This window comes from Maribacter flavus, from assembly GCF_008386635.1.
Classification (GTDB): Bacteria; Bacteroidota; Bacteroidia; order Flavobacteriales; family Flavobacteriaceae; genus Maribacter; species Maribacter flavus.
The window spans coordinates 2,292,828-2,314,731 of the sequence record NZ_VUOE01000001.1 but is presented as its reverse complement, the minus strand read 5'-3'; the positions used below and the strand labels follow the sequence as shown (position 1 = coordinate 2,314,731).

General features: G+C 38.1%; 14 protein-coding genes. 4 read left to right on the top strand and 10 right to left on the bottom strand.

From position 1 onward, the window contains the following. Positions 1-879 precede the first annotated feature (879 nt). From F0361_RS09975 to F0361_RS09950, 6 genes are all read right to left on the bottom strand, one after another. A complete protein-coding gene (locus F0361_RS09975) occupies positions 880-2,256 on the bottom strand; it encodes a sulfatase family protein (RefSeq protein ID WP_154918396.1) in 1,377 nt (458 codons plus the stop codon). Between the two features lie 20 nt (positions 2,257-2,276). Further along, positions 2,277-3,737, bottom strand: coding sequence for a sulfatase family protein (locus F0361_RS09970; protein ID WP_154918395.1), 1,461 nt, complete (start codon positions 3,735-3,737; stop codon positions 2,277-2,279). 21 nt (positions 3,738-3,758) lie between these two features. After that, a complete protein-coding gene (locus F0361_RS09965) occupies positions 3,759-5,189 on the bottom strand; it encodes a RagB/SusD family nutrient uptake outer membrane protein (RefSeq protein WP_154918394.1) in 1,431 nt (476 codons plus the stop codon). Positions 5,190-5,211: 22 nt separating this feature from the next. After that, on the bottom strand, positions 5,212-8,622 hold the full coding sequence (locus tag F0361_RS09960) for a SusC/RagA family TonB-linked outer membrane protein (protein ID WP_154918392.1): 3,411 nt from the start codon (positions 8,620-8,622) through the stop codon (positions 5,212-5,214). A gap of 122 nt (positions 8,623-8,744) precedes the next feature. Then, positions 8,745-9,776 carry a FecR family protein gene (locus F0361_RS09955; protein WP_154918390.1) on the bottom strand — a complete coding sequence of 344 codons (1,032 nt, stop codon included), beginning with the start codon at positions 9,774-9,776 and terminating at the stop codon, positions 8,745-8,747. A 105-nt stretch (positions 9,777-9,881) separates the two neighbouring features. Beyond that, the gene (locus tag F0361_RS09950) at positions 9,882-10,481 is read right to left on the bottom strand and encodes an RNA polymerase sigma factor (RefSeq protein WP_154918388.1); all 600 of its coding nucleotides are present in this window, start codon (positions 10,479-10,481) and stop codon (positions 9,882-9,884) included. 319 nt (positions 10,482-10,800) lie between these two features. Between F0361_RS09950 and F0361_RS09945 the strand changes: the two genes are divergently transcribed. Genes F0361_RS09945 through F0361_RS09935 form a run of 3 tightly spaced genes read left to right on the top strand, consistent with a single transcriptional unit; the run spans position 10,801 to position 15,371 of the window. Next, complete coding sequence (locus F0361_RS09945; RefSeq protein WP_161598224.1) at positions 10,801-12,504, top strand: sulfatase family protein; 1,704 nt, start codon at positions 10,801-10,803, stop codon at positions 12,502-12,504. 48 nt (positions 12,505-12,552) lie between these two features. Then, positions 12,553-14,205 (top strand): sulfatase family protein, encoded by a 1,653-nt coding sequence (locus F0361_RS09940; protein WP_154918384.1) that lies wholly within the window; start codon positions 12,553-12,555, stop codon positions 14,203-14,205. A 50-nt stretch (positions 14,206-14,255) separates the two neighbouring features. Then, complete coding sequence (locus F0361_RS09935; protein WP_154918382.1) at positions 14,256-15,371, top strand: formylglycine-generating enzyme family protein; 1,116 nt, start codon at positions 14,256-14,258, stop codon at positions 15,369-15,371. A gap of 161 nt (positions 15,372-15,532) precedes the next feature. On the opposite strand, the gene F0361_RS18890 is transcribed toward F0361_RS09935, so the two are convergent. The 4 genes from F0361_RS18890 to F0361_RS09920 all read right to left on the bottom strand — a co-directional run bounded on the left by F0361_RS18890 (position 15,533) and on the right by F0361_RS09920 (position 21,108). Next, positions 15,533-16,222: a tyrosine-type recombinase/integrase gene (locus F0361_RS18890; RefSeq protein WP_246160867.1), complete on the bottom strand. Its 690-nt coding sequence runs from the start codon at positions 16,220-16,222 to the stop codon at positions 15,533-15,535. A gap of 152 nt (positions 16,223-16,374) precedes the next feature. Then, complete coding sequence (locus F0361_RS18885; protein ID WP_246160866.1) at positions 16,375-16,692, bottom strand: Arm DNA-binding domain-containing protein; 318 nt, start codon at positions 16,690-16,692, stop codon at positions 16,375-16,377. 407 nt (positions 16,693-17,099) lie between these two features. Next, positions 17,100-17,831, bottom strand: coding sequence for an SOS response-associated peptidase (locus F0361_RS09925; protein WP_154918380.1), 732 nt, complete (start codon positions 17,829-17,831; stop codon positions 17,100-17,102). Positions 17,832-17,841: 10 nt separating this feature from the next. Then, positions 17,842-21,108, bottom strand: a complete 3,267-nt coding sequence (locus F0361_RS09920) for a WD40/YVTN/BNR-like repeat-containing protein (protein ID WP_154918378.1) — start codon at positions 21,106-21,108, stop codon at positions 17,842-17,844. Between the two features lie 229 nt (positions 21,109-21,337). On the opposite strand from F0361_RS09920, the gene F0361_RS09915 reads away from it, so the two are divergent. Then, positions 21,338-21,787: a response regulator gene (locus tag F0361_RS09915; protein WP_154918376.1), complete on the top strand. Its 450-nt coding sequence runs from the start codon at positions 21,338-21,340 to the stop codon at positions 21,785-21,787. The last annotated feature ends 117 nt before the right edge of the window (positions 21,788-21,904 follow it).

The following is a 21,904-nucleotide window of genomic DNA, read 5'->3' as shown; positions in this document are numbered from 1 at the left end:
ATTACTAACTAGAGTACCCAAAAACGTACACGTTTTAAATAATATTTGGTTAAAATAAAGGGGATTTTGGGCATTTACTTGAACTCATAACCCGAAGGTCACTGGTTCGAGTCCAGTTCCCGCTACTAGCGAACAAAGGGCTTTCAAGACATTGAAGGCCCTTTTTGATTTTCCACCTAAAACATACCTAAAACAATTCTGTTAAATTTCCCTTATGAAATCTACACTGGAAAAAGTCAAATCATCACGCAATTATGAAGTATTTGGCCTTTATTTCTTTTCTCCCCTTTCCACAAAAGGATTTTATTCATAAGAAACAATCTCAAAATACATTTTTGAATTTAGTTTTAATATTTCACCCTCCACGGGTCAAAACATTCATCCTTTAAAAATTTCGCTTCCGATTTTTTAAGCTCTAATAATTTGGCGAATCTCGAATATTTTTAAGAATCAGTCTTTTTTCACTTCGATGAAGTAGACAGTTTTGCGACCCGCAAAACATAACTTGCTATCCGTTTCACGGATGCATTTTTTATTGATAATTCACCTTTCAATATTCCAATTGTAAAAATTGAATTAATCGGACAAATGAGATAAGATATTGAACCTATTTAAAGTTTTGATTGATACTGTGGTTTATAAGGAAAAATTTAAACCTTGAGAATGAATATTTGTGGGAAGGGGAAGGTAAGTACTAAACAACCTTGAATTGATTTATTTATTAGAAATTAAGGTAAACGACAGAACCACTAACCGGCAATAAGCATTTACGAGCTCAATATCTGTTAATTCCTATATTTTAAATTACCCAAATAAATAAAAGCGTGGACATACCACGCCTTTATCTAAAAAAACTAACTCAACTAAACAACAATATTTCTAATATGAACTCTTCTGCCAAGGAACTTCTCCCCCTTTCTGAATGTGTTTCATTAAAAGAAAATTTAGTTCTTGATATTTTTCAATATCACTATCTATTCGGTTCATTTGTTCAAGAGGGTCTTCCTTTAAATTGTACAACTCATATCCTTCATTAGGAGAATTCTGTAATAACTTCCAATCACCCTTACGAAGAGCATAAATCGCTTGACCGCCATATTTTGTACCACCTTCCCTTCTTGTAAAGTAAAATGCTCGGTCGGGTTCAAGTGAAGGTTCTGATTTTACCAACTGGGAATAAAAACTTTGACCCTCTATTTTATTTTTGGGTTTTACGCCTGCAATTTCAAGTAGTGTTGGATACAGGTCCATAGAAATTTGCACTTCTTCGGAAACACTCCCTTGTCTTATTTTCCCAGGCCAGCTAATTGCCGTTGGGACTTTTAAACCACCTTCATACATACTTTGTTTACCATCTCGAAGCGGGCCATTATTTGCCTTACTCGGTAAATGTCCTCCATTGTCACTTGAAAAAACAATCAAGGTATTATCATATTGACCACTTTCTTTCAATGCTTGAATAACCTTACCAATACCATTATCCATATGTTCTATAAAAGCGACCAAATTAGCTCGAGTTTCCTCAATTCCTTTTTCCCTTTTCTTTACTTTTTCAAGCCAATCCTCTGGAGGTTGTACCGGAAAATGTGGCGCATTGTAGGCTAAATACAAAAAAAATGGACGATTATCGTCTGCTTGACTTTTGATATAATCTACGGACCAATCTGTAAAAAGATCGGTAGCATGACCTTTGGGGTCAATGACCATCGCATTCAAACGCATATAATTGATATCATGTCTACGATGATCCCAATAATCATCCATCATATCCCCTAGCCATCCATGGAAGAAATCAAATCCTCGTTCTATTGGTGTATTGGGGGAATCTAGACCGAGGTGCCACTTGCCAATCAAGGCTGTAGAATATCCCACCATTTTAAGCTCTTCTGGCAACAGTGTTGCTTTTGGATCCAAATATCCCCAATTATTATCGGGATTAGTTCGAATTACACCGGGAACACCAACATTGTCTTGATAGCGACCCGTAAGCAATGCAGCTCGTGTTGGTGAACACACAGGAGCGTTTGCATAAAAATTGTCAAAACGCATACCTGACGCAGCAATTTGGTCGATGTTGGGGGTGCGGATATCTTTGGTGCCATAATATGATACATCATGATACCCTTGGTCGTCAGTTAAAATCAATAAAATATTAGGTTTCTCAACAATACCCAAAGAGTCCTGACCCGAAATATTACAACCAAACACCGAAGCAATTAATATGCAGAGGTATTTAAAATAGACCCTATTAAACATAGTGATATCTTGGATTTAAATTAATCACCTCTTTTTGCAAGTTGATCCTTCCCTTTTACCATTTTGTCATTATGGTCTTTTACTACTCGATTAATATTGGCAATTACATCCGGATTTTCCTTTGAAATATCATACTTTTCCGAAGGATCAATACTTAAATTGTACAATAATGGAGAATCATGTTCTGTTATTTCAGTACCATAAGCATCTTGAGTTATGAAATGAGCTTTAAAATCACCAACACGTACGGCATATAATTTATCGCCTCTATAATAGAACATATCCTTTCTCGCGCTACTCTCCTTATTAAAAAGCACGGGGGCAAGGTCCACACCATCAACAATCCTGTCCCGTGGTATATCAACGCCCGCTATTTTGCTAAACGTAGTAAACAAATCCATGGTACTGCCCAAATCGGTAACAATACCAGGAGCTATTCTACCGGGAGCCCAAAAAATACAGGGCTCTCGCATTCCACCTTCCCAGGTAGAACCCTTTCCATTTCGTAATAATCCGGCGCTACCACCTTCTTCGTTCATTATCAGCCAAGGACCATTATCTGACGTGAAAACTACAATCGTGTTTTTATCTAGTCCTGTCTTTTTTAATTCATCCAGGATTTGGCCAACACTATGGTCAATTTCCTCTACCACATCTCCATAAATTCCCCTTGGACTTGTTCCTTGAAAATCCTTAGAAGCGAACAAAGGGACATGAGGAAGGTTATGGGCCAGATATAAGAAGAAGGGTTCATCCTTTTTATCATTTATGAACTTTATGGCCTCCTCGGTGTATCGCTTTGTGATGGTATGTTGATCTGCTGGACGCTCGATAATTTCCGTATCCCTCATCAAAGGAACATTGAATGTATTGATGTCCTTTCTTTTCTCGGATTTCCAAAATTCAAAGTAACCTCCAGCTGACCTGAACGGCACTATATTGTCCATATCATTGCTATAGGGTATTCCGTAATAGGAATCGAAACCGTGGTTTGTGGGCAAATATTCTTCCTTGTGTCCCAAATGCCATTTTCCTATAGCTGCCGTAGCATAACCGCCTTTTTTCATCTGTTCTGCCAGAGTTACTTCAGACTGTGGCAGTCCATTATGGGAATCAGGAAAAAGTACACGATTTACGGAACTTGCCATTCCGCTTCTAACCGGAAGCCTTCCAGTTAACAATGCAGCCCTACTGGGAGTACATACACTAGCACCCACATAAAAATTGGTCCATTTTTGACCTTCATATGCCATTTGGTCAAGATTGGTTGTTCGAATGGTGGGGTGTCCATAGGAACTCAAATCCCCATAACCCAAATCATCTGCAAAAATGATGATTACATTGGGTTTTTCCTTCTTGGAGTTATTGCCCTGGGCTATAGCGATAGTATTGAAAATCAATATGATTCCCAAAACAAGATAATACCTTCCAGAGGATGCAAGAACTAAATTTAACAGCCCACCTAGTTTTAAACTATTCATAATATTCAAATTAAAAAATTATTAATAACCTGGATTTTGTTCTAGTACAGGATTTGCATCCAAATTTGTTTGTGGAATAGGGAACAGTATATGAAAGTCTTGCGCGTTCTTGCCTCTTGCCTGAGCTCTTGAAATCATAACGCCATGGCGAATCTGATCCTCTCTAGAATTTCCTTCAAAATAAAACTCCCATTCCCGCTCATTCAAAATGGCATCACGTAAGGAATCTTTTGTGAAACCTGATAATGTCAAGAGAGATGCCTCGGCACGATCACGCACTTCATTTATCAAATCAATAACCTCTTGGGAAGGTCCTGAAATTTCATTAAGGGCTTCCGCTCTTGTCAATAGGATATCCGAGTAACGAATTACCGGTATGTCATTACCTGCGTTCGCACCTACTGCATTTGGATCCCAAGGCAGTTTAAATGGATGTGTTTGGTCATTTCCAAGACCCTGAACGACCGTACCGTCTGCTAAGGTGTATTCCCTGATCATTTGAGATACCCTAGTGTCGGACGCCTCAAATGAATTTACAAAATCGTCAAAAAGATACGTTCTTGCGGCAAAAACTGCATTGTTAGAAAATGGTCTGGGGAAAGCTGGTGGAAAAATCAAGGCATTGAGTAAATTACTTGCAGTACCTGATGTAGCCAATTTAGGGAGTGTCCAAATTAGTTCTGCATTACCCTCATTTTCTATGGCAAAGACATCACTGTAATTTGGTAAAAGAGCGTATTGACCCAAATCTATTACCTGCTCAGCAGTATCCGCGGCTTTTTGCCATTGCTTTGTGTTCAAATAATATTTCGAAAGTACAGCTAGTGCAATTCCTTTAGATGCTTTACCAAAGGCTTCCGGTTCCAATGGCAATGTTTCTATGGCAGCGATTAGTTCTTGTTCAATAAAATTTCTAACATCTTCTTCACTAGCCCTTGGCTGTAAAGGGTCATCCGTAGGAGTTTTGTACAATGGCACCCTACCGAATAGTTTGTATAATTCAGAATAACACCAACCTCGTAAAAAATGGACCTCCGCTTCCGTTGTTTGAATAAAGGCATTGGAAAATGCTTCATTTTCCAGATTGGCCAAAACTAAATTAGCATCTCGAATTGAATTATAATACGTATTCCACATGGTCAGAAAATGATCATGATTACTTGTCCATGTATAGTTGATGTATTGTACCCACAATTCTTCTATGGATCCACCAGCTCCCCAAGCTTCACCAGTAGTCATGGTGCCCATATGGTATGGCGCCCAAGCTGCAACTGCACCTGAACGATGCGCATAGGTATATGCAGAATTCATTAATGAAGAAATTCCTTGTTCTGTGGTAAATAGGGTAGTTGGTGATAACTCAGAAAAAACTTCTTCATCCAGGCGTTCTGAACAACTTAACGTACCTATGCAAAAAAGAACGGCTATGATTTTATTTTTATATGATTTCATTTTTATATTTTTTTATTAGACCTTAAAAGCTAGCAGACAAACCCATGAGATAAGTTCTGGCTAATGGATAACTACTGTAATCCACCCTTACATTACTACGTCCAAATGAATTTGCCTCTGGATCAAAACCTATGTAATCAGTGATAGTAAAAAGATTTTGACCTGTTAAATAAACTCGCAAGGAACTTAGGAAATCTATAGATTCTGTTGGTACATTATAGCTAAGCTGAACGTTTTTGAGTCTTATGTAAGAAGCATCTTGAATAGTAAGAGTATTTACTTTGCTTGGGCCATAGGAATTCGGGTTAGTTGCTGATGGCCATTTTGTATCGGTATTTTGAGGCGTCCAACGATTTAAGATTGGTTCCGATAAGCGGTTTCTTCTAAAGTTTGCAGGATAAATAGATTCAATTAAATTGATGTTTATCAAATCAACTCCAGATTGACCTTGGATAAAAAAATCCAGTTGTAAATTCTTATATGAAAAAGAATTTTGAATTCCATAAGTAAAGTCCGGATAAGGATTCCCGATGATCGTTTGGTCATCCGGATTTATCACTCCATCGCCATTACGATCTTCAAATATCGGAAAGCCTGGTTCAGCAGTTGGTTGAGCAGAATTGGTAATGTCATCACCTTCTTGAAAAATCCCTGTAACTACATATCCATAGTAAGATGAAAGTGGAGATCCTCTTTGAATAATTGCCGTATTTCCCACGGATTGAATATTACCGGTTACAATACTTTCAATTCTGCCTAAATCAAGAACCTCATTTCTAATAGCGGCAAAATTCAAGGATGTACTCCATTTGAAACTATCATTTATGATGTTCGTAGAATTTATAAGAAATTCAAATCCTTTATTTTTAACCTCTCCTACATTACTTAGGACAGAGGAATAGCCAGTAGCGCTCGGTAATGGAAGGTTAAACAACAAATCCTTCGAGCTTTTGGTAAAATAATCAATGGTTGCGCTGTAGCGTCCTCCTGAAATTCCTATATCCAAACCAACATTAAACTGTTCTGTGGTCTCCCACTTTAAATCAGGATTGGCGATACGGCTTGGTATAATTCCCACTTGTGCGGTACCATCAAATATGACTTCTGGTCCTGTACCAAATGTTAGCTGAGAAGCATAATTTCCAATTTCCTGGTTACCAGTCTGACCCCAGCTAGCCCTTAATTTTAATTGGCTGATATTATCGGGAATGAAGTCTTCTTCTTCTAATTTATAACCTACAGCAAAAGAAGGAAAATATCCCCATTTGTTATTGGCTCCAAACCTAGATGAACCATCAGCACGAACTGAGCCTGTCAAAAGAATTTTATTGAACAAATTATAATTAACACGCCCCAAATAGGAGAGAAGCGTGTTTTCTTCCTTGCCACTATTAAGATTGTCGGTATTAGTATTTCCTAAAGCAAGGTTGTTTGTAGTCAAATTATCAGTTGGAAAACCACTAATATCACCTGCAAAAAATCTAGTTGCAAATTTTTGGTAGGTTGCACCTCCAAGAATAGTAAGTGCATGATTTTTATTAAATTCCTTATTATAAGTCATTGTGTACTCGAACAAATAATTTGATCTTTCCAAAGTATTGATAGCAGCAATACCACCTGCTGCACCTCCTCGTAGAGTATTTTTATTGTTATATATATCCCTACGGGAATTTTGCCTATCAGTACCAAAATTAAATTTACCGGACAGTGCATCTGAAAAGTTATAATTTATAAATGCACTGCCAAACGTACGGTTTGTCTCGTTTAAACTGGTTATACCTCTTATTAGAGTTACAGGGTTATTTACAGTCAAATTCGAAGATTGGGAAAAAGAACCATCTGGATTAAAAATTGGCTCGGTTGGGTCATACAACAAAGAAGCGTAGATTGGTCCAGCATTTTCATTTGTGTTTAAACCATCTATACTGTTATTATCCTTGATTAAACTTGTATTAAAGTTTATCCCTATTTGTGCTCGTTCTCCAATTTTAGTGTCTAAATTTATTCTTCCAGTATATCGCTTAAGACCTGAATTTTCAACAACACCTTCTTGGTCAAAATAATTCATTGAGGCATAGTACGAAGTTTGCTCGTTGGCTCCGCTAACGGAAAGTGTATGATTGGAAATAGGAGCAGAACGAAAAACCTCATCTTGCCAATCAACCCCAACACCTATGCTTTCTATATCTTCACTTGAAAAAACCGTATTATTTCCTTGCGCTATTGATAAATCATTTATTGCACTAATGTATTCTGCAGTAGACAATACGTCCAATTTTTTTACTACACCCTGAACACCACCATAAACATCATATGTAACGTTAATCCTTCCTTGCTTTCCTTTCTTAGTAGTAATTAAAATAACCCCATTTGCACCCCGAGATCCATATATAGCGGTAGCAGATGCGTCCTTTAAAATCTCGATAGATTGTATATCTGCAGGATTAAGAGCATTTAGAGGGTTTCTAGGACTTTGATTGTCACTTACTTGGGCCACGCCTCCAGAACCCAAATTAGGGCTATTGTCAATAGGAAAGCCATCAATTACATATAGTGGTTCATTACTTGCATTCAATGAATTTGAACCCCTGATGCGTATTGCTAGTCCTCCACCGGGTTCTGAGCTCGCTTGATTAATTTGTACCCCGGCAGCCCTTCCTAACATTAGTTGGTCAACGGAAGCATTCGCTCCAGGATTTAAATCATCAGGACTAAGAGAGGCCACAGCCCCTGTTAAATCGCTTTTCTTTTGAGTTCCATAACCTACTACCACAATTTCATCTAAAGCAGCAGCACTCTCCTCAAGGGTTACATTTATTATTGATTGCCCTGATATTGCAATCTCTTTAGTCGAAAAACCAATATAGGAGAAAATTAAGGAGGCATTTTCATTATTAACATTTATACTATAATTACCATCAAAATCGGTCTGGGTTCCATTAGTGGTACCTTTTTCCACAATATTTGCTCCTGGCAGAGGAGTCCCTAAATTATCCAATATTGTACCAGAAACAGTAAAACTTTGGTCCTTAAAATCAGTTTTTAATGGTTCCATGTGAATATTTGCCAATTTATAGATTGTAACCTGTCTGTCATTGACATTAAATCCAAGGTTAAATTTTTTAAAAACCGGCTTCAGAATAGTTTGCAAAGTAGCATCCTTTTTAGCTACCGATACTTTTTCTCCCTTGGGCAATACGTCATCTTTATAAAAGAAGATATATTCACTATTTCTCTGAATTTCATTAAGTAAATATTCTAATGGAACTTCATCCACTTTAATGTCCATTCTAGTTTGGGAATAAGAATCATTTGCCATCACCGTAGTCAACCCTAACGTTAAAAGTAATACGATGGTTCTCATAACTGTTTTGATGATGTGCTTTTTGGTAATATTACCCGAATACGGAACACATCTTAAGTATTTATTCATAATTTTGTAATTCAATTAGTTAATTATTGTTAGTCGATAATTCTAATGTTTAGCCAGTAAGTGTTGGCGCGCTTACTGGTTTTTTATTTGTTTTTATTTCATTGGCATATGTTTTATTATTGTTAGTTGGTTAAAATTATTTTACCATTATCTTTAATTACCCTCATTTTAGTTGCCTCATTAAGAATATTGATGACTTTGTTTATATCATCTTTTAAGTCCAACTTACCGGAGAAGGTTTCTTTGGATAATTCTTCATCAAAAATCAGTATTTCAATATTATAGTATCGTGATAATTTTGCGACGATATAATCCAATGGTTGTCGTTTAAGGCTTAAGTAACCATCCCTCCATCCAAAATAGTCATCCACATCTACTTTGCGTCTTTCAACTATTAGGCTTTTTACGTTCAAGCTTGCAAGGGTTCCAGGTGTTATTTTGAATGATTTGGATTCATCTTCCAGATAAGTAATTTTAACACTTCCGCTTTTTAGCACGGTATTTAATTGTTCGTCTTCCAAATAAGCAGAAACATTAAAAATAGTTCCTAGTACCTCAATTTCTTGATTTTTGGAGAGTACCTTAAAGGGTTTTTCAGCATTATGCGCAACGTCAAAAATCGCCTCGCCTTCCAAATAAACTTCTCTATTTTCCCTATTAAATACCGCAGGATATATCAATTTTGAACCTGAATTAATCCATACTCGTGTTCCATCGGACAAGAGAACATCAGACTTTTTTCCATAGGGGACTATTATAGTGTTATAAATAGGTTTTTTATCAATTAAAGTTTCTTGGTTAAATGTTTTCCCTTTGCCTAAAATAACATTGGCTCCATTGGGAGAATATTGAACCGTATTGTTACTATCAATAGGAATATTCTCACCATCCCCTAGAACTACCGTTACTTCACTTTGTGTTTTAGGATCTACCCTTGGGGTTTTATTCACAAATTCTTGTAAACCTTGTTTCTGGTCATCATAACTGTAAAAAAATAATCCCATTAAAAGAGCAAGACTAGCTGCAGCGGCAAAAACGACATAATACTTTTTACGCCTATTTTCTTTTTCAAAAGCCGTTGCCGAGTTCATTATTTGTCTTCGCAAGGCCCTTCGTTCCTCATTGGTTAATATTTTACTTTTATTTGATTTCATATAGTATAGTCTGATTTATAAAACCAGATAGTAATGAATAATTTATTGTCTTATATTAATAAGAGTCTCTAAACTCTATTATATAGACATACAATTAGAAAAAAATTAAAAAAGTATTGTAAATGCCGAATTACGTAGTGTTTTTATTGTCCTATACAATAAGGTCCGGGCTGAAGAAACTGAGAGGTTGAAACATGTGGCTATTTCTTCATAAGATAAATTCTGAGTGAAACGCATTTCCAAAATATTTTTTTGATGTTCAGTTAAATTGGAAAGTTTTTTCGCTAACTTATTATTGCGCTCATTTACTATTTCTGAGGATATAATTTCGTCTTCATGAGAGGATACCAATTTTAAATCGTTGGGGAATACATTCGATTTACTCTCCCAATTAATATTGACATGTTTGACTTTTAGGGTATTTTCTTTATAAAGCCTTCTCTTATAACAAGTAATTATATATCCCTGAATATTGTTTACATCTGAAAGATTCTTATGAGTTTTATAAAAATCCAAAAACAAATCATGAATTTGATCCTTAACAATTTCACGATCTCTAATAATGTTCATACCTATGTAAAAAAGCTTGTCCACAAATAAATCATAAAGCTCGCCGAGAGCATTGATATCTCCCTTACGTAAGTCTCTCCAAGCTTCTTTCTCGGCTAAATTTTCAATATTTTCTATCTTTTCAGCCTTTTCCATTTAAAAATAGTTCAGTCTTTTGGCTATATAATTTAATGCGTATTGATATAATTATTAAATAGGTATTTTGATGCTTTATTTTTTATCACATAGTTATCAAATATACTATTTTATTGAGTATATAATAATCAACAAGTGTTTTTGTTAATTTTTACATGTTAGATTTTTTAAAAAAAATCCAATAAATCTGAGTCTAAGAGAATTTCTTTATTCTTAATTCTCCAAAATATTTTAAATAAATTCTGAATCTTTTTTGATTTAGATGTCTATGCATTGTTCATTTTCTTCTCATTCCATTATAGACCAATAAATGGTTAGAATGAGGTTTCTTCTTTTTCTTTTGAAAAGTATTACTATACTTTTTTGCCTTGGATTTGCTGAAATGATATTAGCACAAACCAAAACAAACATTGTTTGGATTGTCTGCGAGGATATTTCACCCTTTATAGGCGCATATGGTGACCCCATAGTTAGGACACCAAACATTGACAAGCTTGCTTCTGAAGGTATTCGATTTACACATGTCTACACTACAGCTGGAGTATGTGCACCTAGTAGATCATCTATAATAACGGGCATGAATCAAATCAATATCGGTACTATGCACATGAGAACGCACAATAGACCCGATTTAATGCCCGAGGGTGTACCAAGCCATTCCGCGGTATTACCTGTAGGAGTTAAAGCATTTCCAGAGTTTTTGAGAAAAGTGGGGTATTACACCACAAACAACGCAAAAGAGGATTATCAATTTGAAGAACCTGTAACAGTTTGGGATGAAAGTAGTGTTGCTGCATCTTACACAAACAGAGAAGGAAACCAACCATTTTTCAGTGTATTCAACTTGGCAATTTCACACGAGTCACAAATCATTTCGCCGCCCGATTCATTATACTACGATGTCGAAAAAATGAACCTGCCACTGTATTATGAAAATACCAAGATGATGCGGCATGATATGGCAGCAATGTATACCCGAATTGAACAAATGGATGATGATGTAGGTGAGGTCATTGCGAAATTAAAAGCAGACGGAGTATACGAAAATAGCTATGTATTTTTTTTTAGTGACCATGGGGGTAATTTACCTTGGATGAAAAGGGAAATTTTAGAGAGAGGTACCCGTATCCCTTTCATTGTTAAATTACCAAATGGAAAAAGTGCAGGAACAACGAACAATGATTTGATAAGCTCAATTGATTTTGCCCCAACCGTATTGTCCATAGCAGGTATCAAACCTCCAGAATACTTAGAAGGTAAAGCTTTTCTTGGGGAGTATAGTACTTCCGAAAAAAATAAATATGTATTTGCAGCAAGGGACAGAATGGCTAATAAATATGATCGGGTTCGTTCAGTTTCCGATGGAACCTTTAGATATGTATATAATTTTCATCCCGAAGTCTCAAAATATCAAGATCTCGCTTACCGAAAACAAATGGGAAGCATGCAAGAAATCTTAGACCTTAGGGATTCTGGAAAAATAAATAATCCTTATTTAGAAGATTGGTTCAATACACCAAAAGAAGTTGAAGAACTGTATTATACAACCAAAGACCCTGACGAGATAAACAATCTAGCCAAAAATAAATATTATCAAAGCAAGAAGGATGAATTGAAAAAGGCTTTATTTGATTGGTTGAGCCGTATGGATGATAAAGCTCAAGTTTGTGAATCTGATATGGTTATGAACGACTGGTGGAAGGGCAAAAATAAACCACCTACAACAAAAAGTCCCAAACTGAAGAAACTAAAAGAAGGTATTCAAATTACAAACCAAGAACCTGGGGCATCAATTGGATATCGCATATTTGATGGCCAGGTAAAGGATACGGTAATAACCAAAAAAATGAAAAGTTGGGATTTCGCCTACGTAATGGGGAATGGCAATAATACAGAAGTTAAAGTTTCAAAACCTTGGAAAGTTTACTTGGGAGGTACAATACCTTTAAAAAAAGGCCAAATTCTTCAAATAAATACACAAAGAATAGGATACAACCCTTCTGAAGATTTAATTAAATTCTAATCAAACACCTTGCTTTAATTACGTTAGGTATAAAACCAGGAACAGAGAATGAAAATTGTAAAACTAGTTTTAGTGTTATTCCTTTTTGCCTCCTGCGGAGAAAAAAAGGATGTAGCTGAGGAAAGTTTAGAACCTAAAAAAAGACCTAACATAGTTTTCATCATCAGTGATGATCATGCCTATCAGGCCATCAGCGCCTATGGAGGCAGGTTGGAGCAGATAGCGCCAACACCTAATATAGACCGTATTGCGGATGAAGGGATGCTGTTCAATAGGTGCTTGGTAACGAACTCGATCTGCGGACCATCCAGAGCGGCGATACTGACCGGAAAATATAGCCACCAGAATGGATTTATAGACAACACCATAGGTTCCAAATTTGATTTTGACCAACAGACCTTCGGGGAACTTTTGCAGCAGGCTGGATATAAGACAGGTGTATTGGGGAAATTGCATTTAGGCCAAACACCTACTAAAGGTTTTGACTATATTGACATTTTACCGGGTCAGGGTTCCTATTACAACCCCACATTCGTCAATGAGGAGGGGCAATACCAATTGGAGGGTTACACAACCGATATCATTACTGAAAAAGCTATAGATTGGATAGATTCGGTAAAGACCCAAGAACAGCCTTTCATGTTATTTTTAGGCCATAAATCCCCTCATAGGCAATGGCAACCAGGACCTGAAGAAATTGGTATGTATGAAGGGGTTGAAATTCCAGAACCTAAAACGCTATTCGATGATTACTCCGGGAACAGGGAAATAGCAGGGATGAACTATATGTCCATTTCCGATGCCATGAAAATGGCGCAGGATTTGAAGATTACGGATGGTCCCCAAGCGGGTCTTACCGAGGAACAGCAAAGGAAATGGGATTCCATCTACAAGCCTATCAACGAGGAATTTAAAAAGGCCAATCTAAAAGGGGATGACCTAACCAGATTTAAATACCAGCGTTATATGCGAGATTATCTTGCATGTGTTGCAGGTGTGGACAAAGGGGTAGGTAATGTGCTAGATTATTTAAAAGAAGCTGGACTTGATAAGAATACCATTGTCATTTATACTTCGGATCAAGGATTTTACTTGGGAGAGCACGGTTGGTTCGATAAAAGGTGGATGTATAAGGAGTCTTTACGTACGCCTTTAATAGTTAAATGGCAAGGAGAAGTAAAACCGGGTACGGTCAATAACGATTTGGTTTCTAACCTAGATTTTGCCGAAACCTTTTTGGATATCGCCCAAACCGATATTCCAGATGATATGCAGGGTAAAAGTTTGGTACCTATATTAAAAGGAAATACGCCAAAGGATTGGAGAAAGGCACACTATTATCATTATTATGAACATCCCTCAGAACACGATGTAAGAAGACACTATGGGATAACTACGGATAAATATAAACTTATCCACTTTTATTATGACCTGGATAAATGGGAACTATATGATTTGGAGAAAGATCCTAGTGAAATGAACAATATCTATGGAAATCCGGAGTATGCCCAAATACAGGAGGGATTGCATAAGGAGCTTGAGGAGCTTCGGGTTAAATATGGGGATAATGATTCATTGAACCAGCAGTTCATTGAGGACTATAATGAACGTGTCAAGGAAAATCCGATTATTGAATATTGGAAGTTATCTCCTGAAGAGATGAGGAAGCTATACGAGGATTATCAAAAAAGTCAGAAATAAAACGATAAGACAATTTAACCTATCTGAATAAATTATTTAAAGCTTAACTCATGCATTACTCAAGGTATAAACGCAAATGTGTAACTCAATATGTTTTAATTATCTCAACATTTGGTCTTATATTCTTTTCCTGTTCTAATAAAAAATCTGAAAATTTTACCCATAACATTGAATTAAATAACCAAGAAAATTCGGAAGCACCAGAAGGAATGGTCTGGATACCTGATGGGATTTTTGAACAAGGAGCTTTATCCGGAGATAAAATGGCAATGCAACATGAAAGACCTAGTCACACAGTTCAAATTGATGGGTTTTTTATTGATCAAAACGAGGTGACTAATGAACAATTTTCTCAATTTGTTGAGGAAACTGGTTATATAACCATAGCAGAAAGAGAAATCGAATGGGAGGAAATTAAAAAACAACTCCCTCCTGGAGCAGTGAAACCACATGATTCAATTTTACAACCTGGATCTTTGGTGTTCAAGAAAACTAAAACCAGTGTTCCAAATTTGTTCGATTACTCACAATGGTGGGAGTGGAAAATAGGAACTAATTGGAAACATCCAAATGGACCAGATTCCAGTATAGATGGAAAAGAAAATTATCCAGTAGTTCATATCTCATATGAAGATGCTATGGCATATTGTAATTGGGCTGGCAGAAGACTACCAACAGAAGCTGAATGGGAATATGCAGCAAGGGGCGGTCAAAACGAAGCTTTATTTTATTGGGGCAATGAACTTAAAAAACTTAACGAATATGCAAATACTTGGGAGGGCGAATTTCCTGTATCCAACTCCAAATTGGATGGTTTTGAAAGTCTGGCCCCTATTCAACAATATCCAAAAAATGATTTTGGGTTATTTGATATGGCCGGAAATGTCTGGGAATGGACGAGCGATTGGTACAATTCTAATTATTATGAAAACTTAAAGTCAACCAATCAAATAACTCTTAATCCTAAAGGCGCTGAAAGCCCCTATAATAAAAATAATCCCATAGCTCAAGAAAAAGTGATTAAAGGAGGTTCTTTTTTATGCAGTGAATCATATTGTGCAAGCTACCGTATTTCTGCCAGAATGGCTACAAGTATCGATTCTTCCATGGAACACTTAGGGTTCAGAACGGTTGTTACTAGAGATATGTTAGATTCTCAAAATTGAATGAAATAAACATTACAAAATAAATGGAAAATTGAGTCATTTCAATATATCCTACATTCAAAAAAAATTCATTTCATTATGAGTTGAGAACGGCATCCAAAGCATCATCTGCATCTTTGTGAATAAAATTAGCTTGATACATTATGGTTGTTTTTAAATCGCTATGACGATATAATTTTTTGCAACATTAGAGGAGAAATGGTATCGCCAGCAATGTTTCCAAAAGAATGGCGAGCAATATGATTAGAAAGGTTCTTGGTTATATTGCATTTTTTAGCAAGTTGTTTAAGATATTTATTAAGAACAGCGATTCCATTACGTGTCTTTACAAATATGTCCCTTTTGCTTTTTTGGTCCGCATGCTTTAAATAAGGAAAAATGTAATCATCCTGAGAGCTTTGAGATGGTCTATAAAAATTCAATATTCCTTCGGCCTGTTCGGGTATTTTTAGACTTAAGGGCTTTTCATTCTTGTTCATCGTATAATAGAGTCGGCCATCCATTAAATCCGACCATTTCATTTGAAGTACATCAGATATACGGATCCCGGCAAAATAGAACGAGAATAACCAAACATTACGAGTGTGCCAAATGGGACTATCTTTCTTCAATGATACCTTTTCAATTCGTTCAATTTCCTCCCTGGTCAAACCAATTTTCTGGGTAGGTTTGATTCGTATTCGTTCCTTCTCTCCAGCAAATGGATAGTGTTTAGCTTCTACAATTCCCTCCTTAATTGCAGCATTAAAAAGTGTACGTATATAAATAAGGTGGTTTGTAACAGTCCGGGTTTTATATTCCAAATAAGAAATACAGAATACCTTGAAATTACTTAAAAAGGCTTCTGTTATGTCTTCAAAATATAAAGAATTACCTCTACTAAACTCCTCCTTAACATGCTCAAGGAAATTATAGCCAAATTTACGAGAGCTTCCAACTCTATTTCGTCGCTATTCCTTAATACCATTAATTACCAATTCTCTTTCTTCAAAACGATTCCACTTTAAAACTCACGTACATTGATCAACATAGAAAGTTCCCCTTTACATGTAGAAAATTTCCCTGCCTGATATCTATTGGTAACCCTTTCTGCTCCAAATTGGAAAAAAGAGACAGTACGACCTTTATGTTTTGCTTTATTCTTTATTTGTTTACTAGTAATATATTCTTTGGAAGCATCGGCTTCCAAAGCAATACTATCTACCTCTGTCAATTTTTTTAGTAAATAATTGTTCAGTCTTGCCGAATTTATATGGGACTTTTTGACCCTGCCCAAAACATTATCCCAATCCTTTTCCAAAATATATTTTCCAGTAAAAATGTATCTCGTTTTTCTATTCTGGGTAATTCGAATGGCTAATGGATAAGTACCGTTCTTTTTTGATCATGTTTCCAAAGAACTATCTTTATTGAAGCCATTTTAGGTGGAAATATTGCTTAAGAAACTACAATGTAAAAATTTTACCTAAAACATTTTGAGGTTTTTTATGATTTTTACTGATTCTTTAAAAAAGTTAAGTAATTGATTATTAGACATATGAATACATATGAAATCATATAAGCCCAGTTCTTCTTTGGCTCATAACCCGAAGGTCACTGGTTCGAGTCCAGTTCCCGCTACTAGCAAATAAAGGGCTTTCAAGAGATTGAGGGCCCTTTTTTTATATAATCTTTATCCAAGTCCAAAACTGGACGAGAGCTTTATCCTGAATGCTGTCAAAGTGTTTATTAATATACTATCTCCAATTCCGCATAGGAAACTGGCGAAGTAATATCCGGTCTTTGTCCCAAATTGCCCCTATAGATGTCCTTGCTGATCGGCCAAGTCTCCAATTCCTCATCGGGTAGATCATCCTCGATCACGTTTATAATTTCTGCCTCTTTCAAGTTGGGGTCCAGCCAAACCTCAATATCCATTTCCTGTAAAATTACCGGTCGCCTGTTTTTTTTATTGTGGATTTTTTGGAACAATGGGGTCGCGCTTTTTGTAAGTATGGAGAATGTAACTGTGCCGTCGGAGATGGTAGTGTAAATCCCCGCCAGACTGAGCGGGCTATCGTCTTTTCGCTTAAAATAAAAAGGGATCTTAAAATTATTTCTTGCGGTGTGGGGTTCAAAAAATCCCTTTAGCGGTACAATACATTTCTTGAAGCCTTTGTAATTGGCGGAGTTGAAAAGTTTTTCTGATTTCGCGTTCAGCCCGGACCCATATTTTATCGTATCCTTATAATATTCTTGCGGTTCTACATGGAACTTGTAATGGGGTATGATTCCCCATAGGGCATTGGTTAAAATGTTCGGGTTTTCCTCCGTAATGATCCAGGACCGATTGTGCGCGAATCCATTGTTAAAATAACGTTTGTATTCATTTTCAGGTTCGGCATACACATAGTTGTGATCCAAACGGTAATAGGTCTCTACCAATTTTACATCGCCAAACTCTTCCGTTGAAAAACACATCGTCCAAGACTTATAACTTTCTATTGGGTGTATAGGGTGCCTTTAATTCCTCCAAGGTTTTTTCAAAAGCTTCCATGGAACTATTTAATTCCTTCAAGGCTTGTTTGAAGGTATTGAACTCTTTTGAAGCGATTTCAATGTTCGTCACTTGTGTTTTGGTAGGTTCCTGTGTCGTTTCCCAATGAGCCCCTGCTACCTGTCCTACCCTAGATCTAATGGAAGGAGGCGTGGGCTCGTCCAAGGATTGTTTTACGGGATTGCCATATAAAGCCTTTCGTAGGGAACTTATCTCAAGTCCTAACTCCTTCAACTGATTGAAATGGGTCTCCTTGGCCAAAGGGGTCTTCAGCAAGGCTTCCTTCATGTGCCTGATCTGATTACCGTATTCACCCAATTTTTCGCCCGCATTATAAATTTGTCTGGAAAGCTCCACCGTTCTATCCTGAAAAAACTGGATGTCCCCATGTGCCATATTTTCCCTTTCATTGTGTACGGGGACAACCTTAAAGCTTTCCGGTGTTCCCTGGGGTTGCAATTCCCCGTCAAACAACACATACATTTGAACGCTGTAAGTGCCCGGTGAAACCAAAGGACCTTGGTCCTCTCCCGCCCAAGGCGGCCTAAAATCCGGAACGGACAAATCTATGGGGTTGGGCGCCGAACGCCTCAAATCCCACGTGGTACGTTGTAGCCCTTTACCGGACTTGCCTTGCAACCATCGTACAGGTTCTTGGTTTTGGTCCGATATCAAAAAGAGCACCTTGGCATCTTCCTGTCCCTTTTCTTCTTCCAGGGCTTCCCAGCCTGGAAAGGGAACCGACATATTTTTCGACCTCAGCTCCTTTTCCTTTTCGCTTCGTAAGGTCTTGCCCGTTTTTGGCACATCTTTTATCCAGTAAGAGAATGTGGCACCAAAAGGCGGATTGTCCGTGGCAAAGCTTGTGGACCCCAAAGTGGGCATGCCCTTGGCCTGCATTGGGACATTTGGCACGTACCACCACGCATCCCGCACAGGGAAAAGTTGATTGTTTTTATCCGATATCCTATCCCCCAATCCCCGTAACGGGTTGTAATCGTCCAGTACAAAAAATCCCCTTCCAAAGGACGCTCCCACCAAGTCGTTGTCCCTTGGGTGCAATTCGATGTCCCGAAACGGAATCGTGGGCACTCCTGATTTTAAGGGAATCCAATTTGTCCCTTTATTCGGGGAGAAATAAATGCCATATTCCGTGCCAATGAACAATAGGTTTGAATCGACATAGTCTTGCTTTATAACCCATACGATGGTCTCCTTGGGCAGGTCGCCCACTATGGAAGTCCACGAACGGCCACGGTCCGTACTCATGAACAAATACGGGGTGTAATTCCCTATTTTATGGGCATCCGCGCTAACGAACACAACATTTGGATCATGAGCGGATGCTTCGATATCGTTTATAAAGGAAAGCTCAGGAACTTTGGGCAAGGCCCCACTTTTCCGCCAGGTCTGGCCTCCATCCTCGCTTACATAGATCAATCCGTCATCGGAACCTGTATACAATAAACCTTCCTGTTTAGGGGATTCTGCAATAGAGGTCAAAGTGGAATATTTGGACATGGCTCCCGTGTCATACAGGGCATCGACGCTCCAGACCCTGCCTATCATATCCAATTCATAACGTACCCTATTGGTCGTTAAATCATCGCTTATCGGTTGCCAGGAATCTCCCTTATCGTCACTACGCCACAATCGTTGCGAGCCGTAATATATCCTGTTGTTATTGTGTGGACTGATCAATAACGGACTGTCCCAGTTCCATCTGTCGGCCATACCATCGGTTGACTGGGGCTGAATATCCATTCCCTCCTCCGTTTTCCTATCATGCCGATACAAATTGCCTTCCTGGATTTCCATATAGACGGTATTGGGATCCGTGGGGTCGAACGCATTGTCGTAACCATCCGCGCCCAAAGGCACATACCAATCCTGATTGCGAACGCCCTCCGTATTCATCGTCCGGGAGGGGCCGATCAAGGTGCCCAAATCCTGCGCGCCTCCCACTATATTGTAAAAAGGACGGGCATTATCCAAGGAAAGCTTGTAAAACTGCGAAATTGGCAGGTTTGGAAAATGCCGCCATGTACTGCCCTCATCAAAAGTTTCGTACAGTCCGCCATCGGTTCCGGCGAGGAGATGCTTGCCATTGTTCGGGTCGATCCAAAGAGCGTGATTATCGCTATGCTTTTCACGACCTGTACCCAAAACCTTAAAGCTTTTGCCACCATCCCGGGTTACCCTAATGAAGACATCCATTTGATAGATCAAATCGGGATTCGTTGGTGAGGCCTCGATTTCCTGATAGTAATGTGGTCCCGTTCCTCCGGATATATAATCGTTGCGTTTTTCCCAACTTTCGCCTTTATTGGCCGAGCTGTAAAATCCCTTTTCGGCAGCATCCGCTTCAATGGTGGCATATACCAGATTTGGGTTTGCCTGTGTAACGGCCAATCCTATTTTGCCCATATCCCCTTTGGGCAGCCCTGTGGTCTTTTGGGTCCAGGTGTCACCGTTGTCCATAGATTTATAGATTCCGGACTTTGGCCCACCGGATAGCAGGGCCCAGATGTGCCTTCTTCGTTGGTAGGCCGCGGCATAGACAACATCTGGATTTTCCGGGTCGAACTCAATATCGGTAACACCCGTATGCTCGTCAATTTTAAGGACCTGGTTCCAAGTCTTACCGCCATCGGTGGTTTTATAGACACCGCGGTCCCCGCCCGAAGACCACAATGGGCCTTCAGCGGCCACCAATACCACATTGCTGTTTCTAGGATCTACCAATATTTTTCCAATATGCTCGGAATTTTCCAGGCCCATGGATGTCCATGTAGCACCTCCATCATCTGATTTATAGATACCGTCTCCCCAGCCCACATGCCTGCCGCTTACGTTTTCACCGGTTCCTACCCAAACCGTCTGGGAGTTGTTGGGGTCAATGGTCACACAGCCTATGGAATAGGAGGACTGCTCCTCAAAAACGGGATGCCAGGTTATTCCGTTATTTTGCGTTTTCCATACACCGCCGGACCCCACGGCGACATACCAGGTACTTGGATCCTTTTGGCTTACGGCAATATCCGCAATTCTTCCGCCCATAAGCGCCGGTCCGATAGCACGGAATTCCAAGCCATCTAGGTCCTTGGATATACCCGAAAAATTGGGATTTTGGCAAAGGACAGGGTTAACATTGATAAGCAATAAAAAAAGGAGCGCTTTAACGAAGTTTTTGGTATACATGGTTGAACCTTTAGTATGTTTTGAATGATATGGAGTTCTAAAGTAAAAATAACGAACCCTGATCAAACATTTGGGTGCCTTCAAACAATTTTTGGACATATTTTTAGGACCGATGGATTTCCTACAGAAAAAACATAATTCTTTTTGAGTTAGTAATTAAACGTATTGCTGTAGCTAGGAATTCTATTCGATGATATCTTGCACCCAATCAAAAACTAGGAATCCATAAATGAGCCAGACCATACAAAGAATCTATTTGGCGGACGATGATAGTGACGACCGAGCATTTTTTTCCGATGCCTTAGGTGAAATTCCTATTGCCACTACAATTGAGGAGTTTAGTAACGGGGTAGACCTCATGTCCTTTTTATTGAACAGTGAGCACCAAAAACCCGATGCCATTTTCTTGGATTTAAAAATGCCCATGATGGACGGATTCGAATGCCTGGCCGACATTCGGGATCTGGAGTCGTTCACGAATATTCCAGTAATCATTTACTCCACCTCTTTTCATGAAAAAGATGTAGAAAGACTAAAAAAAATGGGAGCTACCCTTTATTTAAAGAAACCCTCTTCATTCAATCAATTGAAGACCTTACTGCATAAATGTCTTTCTCATTTGGCTCAAATGTCCAAAGGTACAACCAAAATTGAACCTCAATTTTTAATTTCAATTTAGATTATTTTAAAGTTTTCACTTGTAGGATTAAGATAAAGAGAAAATCCTATTTGTTCAATGAACACATTCGTTCAAATTTTGGATCAATAAAAACTTCCGAAATACGTAAGTTCCTAC